Annotated in this window: 2 protein-coding genes and 2 pseudogenes; 2 read left to right on the top strand and 2 right to left on the bottom strand. The window is 31.4% G+C overall.

Features of this window, described 5'->3' with window-relative positions; genetic code table 11:
* Together COZ07_RS09950 and arsB are read left to right on the top strand one after the other, a co-directional pair.
* Positions 1–226: pseudogene (locus COZ07_RS09950) on the top strand (cytochrome C biogenesis protein); the annotation flags it as partial.
* Between the two features lie 18 nt (positions 227–244).
* The gene (gene arsB, locus COZ07_RS09955; RefSeq protein ID WP_406608413.1) at positions 245–1,414 is read left to right on the top strand and encodes an arsenic resistance protein; all 1,170 of its coding nucleotides are present in this window, start codon (positions 245–247) and stop codon (positions 1,412–1,414) included.
* Between the two features lie 295 nt (positions 1,415–1,709).
* Here the strand turns inward: arsB and COZ07_RS09960 are convergent, their stop codons facing one another.
* A complete protein-coding gene (locus tag COZ07_RS09960) occupies positions 1,710–2,900 on the bottom strand; it encodes an N-6 DNA methylase (protein ID WP_406608414.1) in 1,191 nt (396 codons plus the stop codon).
* Positions 2,901–2,905: 5 nt separating this feature from the next.
* Positions 2,906–3,660 (bottom strand): annotated as a pseudogene (locus COZ07_RS09965) (R.Pab1 family restriction endonuclease).
* Positions 3,661–3,798 lie beyond the last annotated feature (138 nt).

Raw genomic sequence — 3,798 nt, forward strand, 5'->3', positions numbered from 1 at the left:
GGGTATTGTGTTTAAACTGTCAGCTGCACAATTTTTCTATGGAGCTGCACTTCTTTTTGCTTATGGTATTGGTCATTGTTCAGTAATAGTTTTTGCGGGAACCTTTGCCGGGATGGTTCAAAAGTATCTAAATTGGAATGAAAGATCTAAAGGTGCAGTATTAGTTAAAAAAATATGTGGTATTTTAGTAATTTTAGGTGGAATATATTTAATTTGGAATATTTGAAGGAGATTAATATTAATTATGGTTAAAGAAAAAAGAGCAGGTTTAAGTGTTTTTGAAAAATATCTAACAGTATGGGTCTTGTTTTGTATTGGTATTGGAATTGTTTTCGGTAAAATTATTCCCGAGGTAGCAAAATATCTTGATGGATTAGCAATTTATGTTAACGAAGCACCTGTTGTCTCTATCCCCATTGCTATTTGTCTATTTTTTATGATGTATCCGATTATGGTAAAGATTGACTTTAGAGAAGTAGTAAAAGCCGGGAAATCTGTTAAACCAGTTGGACTGACTTTATTTGCTAATTGGGCGGTAAAACCTTTTACTATGTATGCGATATCAATCTTTTTTTTAGGCGTTCTTTTTAAAAATTTTATTGGAATCAATGCTACCGATTTGGTTAAAATTCCTTTGGGGGCGGATTGGGCAGTAGGAACCATGCATGGGGCTGGAACGGTAATTCTAAATAATGGGATAAAAATGCTACAAATCCCTCTCTGGAGAAGTTACCTGGCCGGCTGTATTTTATTAGGCATTGCTCCCTGCACCGCCATGGTGATACTCTGGAGTTATTTGGCAGAAGGCAATGACGGACATACCCTGGTTATGGTGGCTATAAACTCTCTCTCCATGCTCTTACTTTATGGGCCACTGGGTGGATTTTTACTGGGAGTCGGAAGATTACCAGTCCCCTGGCAAGCGCTGGTACTTTCAATTGCTATTTATGTTGCCCTACCTTTAATAGCCGGCTATTATTCCAGAAAGTGGATTATCAAGGCGAAAGGAGAAAAATGGTTTAAAGAGAATTTTATTCATCTCTTAACCCCAGTATCCATTATCGCTCTTTTATTTACTCTGATCTTACTCTTTTCCTTTAAAGGAGAGGTTATTTTAACTAAACCTCTAACCATACTATGGATAGCTATACCACTTTTTATTCAAACTAATCTTATTTTTTTCCTTACCTATGGACTGGCAAAACTAATCAGACTCAAATATGAAGACGCCGCTCCTTCTGCCATGATTGGGGCAAGTAATCATTTCGAAGTAGCCATAGCTACTTCTACCATGCTCTTTGGTTTATCTTCGGGTGCTTCTTTAGCCACCGTGGTAGGAGTTCTCATTGAAGTCCCCACCATGCTAATGCTGGTGGCCATTTGTAAAAGAACCCGCTATTTTTTTAAAACTTAAATAAAATTTAGTTTTTATAGAGTAAAAATTAGTAAATTAAATTGCCTGCTTATATTTTAGTATCCGAAAGGTCAGAGAATAATATAAGCAGGCAATTTATTATCTAAATAATCAATAAAAGATTAGATCTTTAAAATTACTATTCTTTAAAAATTTTAAAATGATTTAGATATTTATAATTAGTTGTAGTTATTAAACGCAGTATGAACCTATTTTGCCACGGCGTATTCACGAAAGCAAAATGTGGCGAGGCCGAAGCGTATATGCTGTGTTATCTGCTGTTTCTGGTTACCTATTATTTATTCCATTCAATTAATTTACTCAATCTATCTTTAATTGTTTTCTCTATCTTATCGACATTATCTGTATTATTAAATTTAATTTTATAATAATTGGTAATTTTCTTTAAAATAGAATTGTCCATTTCTCTCAATATTTTATTAGTTTTAATAGCATACACGATATAAAGTTTTTTATTTTGCTCTACATCTTCTATGTGGACAAGGGGAGACAAATTACCATATAACCACGCATCTTCAGGGTTAAACAGACTCTTTACTGAATAAAGATACGAATACTTATAAAAATTTTCTAATGTTACCATTATTCCGTTAGGATGTTCTTTTGTAAAAAAAGAGGTATTTTTCTTTAAAGAATTAAGATCGCGAAAAGTGTAATAATACAAACCTATAGGAGATTTTTGGACATCATTTTTACGTGGAGGATATTTATTAATATATCCATCCGTAGTTTTAAAATTAGATAAAACAAATGTTTTTTCATTATCTAATATATTAAATCTAAAATTTCTAATGTCCTCAAATATCATTCCATCTGCATTTTTTTCATAAAGAGCTACCAATATTGGAAATTTCCCTTTTCCTGTTCCATGAAACAACGCACTGGAAAATATCTCACCTCTTATTAGATTGTAATTGTCCTTAAAATCTTTTAATCTTTTAAAATTGGTCTCTTTTATCAAGTACGATAACGGATGTAAGACACAAATGACATCAGCATTAAGTTTATGATATGACTTTAAAAATGAAACACCTATATCTCTATCATATAAATCTTCATCGCATATATTTTGTCCTTTCTCGCCGTTCTTAAATTCTGATGTTGTATCATTATAAGGTGGATTGCCTATCATTATTAAAAATGCAGAAGAAGGAATTAAATATTTATCTCTATTGCCTCCTTTTAAAGAATTTGTATGAAAAATATTATGAAGACTAAAATGTTGCTTGAGAAATTTACAGGCTTCTAAATCACAATCTGCTATCCGATAATCATAATGCCTCATGTCTAATAAAAATGCCCCACAGCCCCCAGCACTATCAAACAGGATGACATCTTTTTTCTTGTTTTCTATGTAGGGCCTTATAAATTGATGAACTAGTTTAACAAGTTTTTCGGGAGTATAATAACTGCCTAATTGGATTCTTTCATTTTTCGGTAGATGTTCTGCTAAATGAACTTGCATAATAATCACCTATTAATATTAATAATTTCAAGAAGTATTTTAAGGATTTCGAAAATATCATGATTGTGTCGTTTGGATGCCATTCCAAACACTTTCATCATACATACAAGATTCAAAACATTAGCCTTGCTAATAACATATACAAGTTTATCGCCAGAGACAGATGATTTACCTTGAAGATCCGATGAATTTTTAAACGCTTTAAGGGTATGCAAAAATAAACCATCGGCTGAACGCCAGAGGCATATTGTTGTTTTTGAATAGAAACTTCTATCTGCGTTTCATCTAGAGTTTCAATCATAAAAAGTGTTGGCAACTTAATGCTTGTTTCTTCAAAATTTATTCCGTTTATAGTAATCTGTGAATGATGTTCGACGGTTATGGCTTTTTCGTCTATAAAACTTTTATAGCCCCCTATTTCATTAAATAAGTTTTCAACTTCTTTTTTAGTGATAAATTCTAATTCCATAGCCTTATAAAATATTTCCGACAATTCATAAGGATATTTTGTTTTCCCGTTACTTCCAATAAAATGTTTGCTTGTTAATTTTGTTTCTTTTTTGCCATCTTTAACACTCTTAATAGGAACATCATAACCTATTTGCCATTCTAAATATGTTTGTTCATCAAAAGGACATTCTCTTGTCGAAAAAATTTTACCAAAATCTAATCTATTTTTTCTTTTTTTAAATCTAAATTTCCCATCATTAGTTGCAGGAATAATTAATAAAATATTTTTTTCTTTAATAATACATTCCATTTTTATCTCCTCATTTTAAACTAATATTCCCAGATTTTTTAATAACTAATCTCAATATCCTTTTCACTCTTTCAAGAGCAATTTTGCAATATTTTTCTTCAATTTCAAACCCAATGAATTTTCTATTAAGCTGTTTGT

Source organism: Candidatus Infernicultor aquiphilus, assembly GCF_002784285.1.
GTDB classification, from domain to species: Bacteria; Atribacterota; Phoenicimicrobiia; order Phoenicimicrobiales; family Phoenicimicrobiaceae; genus Infernicultor; species Infernicultor aquiphilus.

Coding starts and splice junctions, on each gene's coding strand:
- COZ07_RS09960 (WP_406608414.1), bottom strand. CDS start 2,900: ATGCAAGTTCATTTAGCAGAACATCTACCGAAAAATGAAAGAATCCAA.
- arsB (WP_406608413.1), top strand. CDS start 245: ATGGTTAAAGAAAAAAGAGCAGGTTTAAGTGTTTTTGAAAAATATCTA.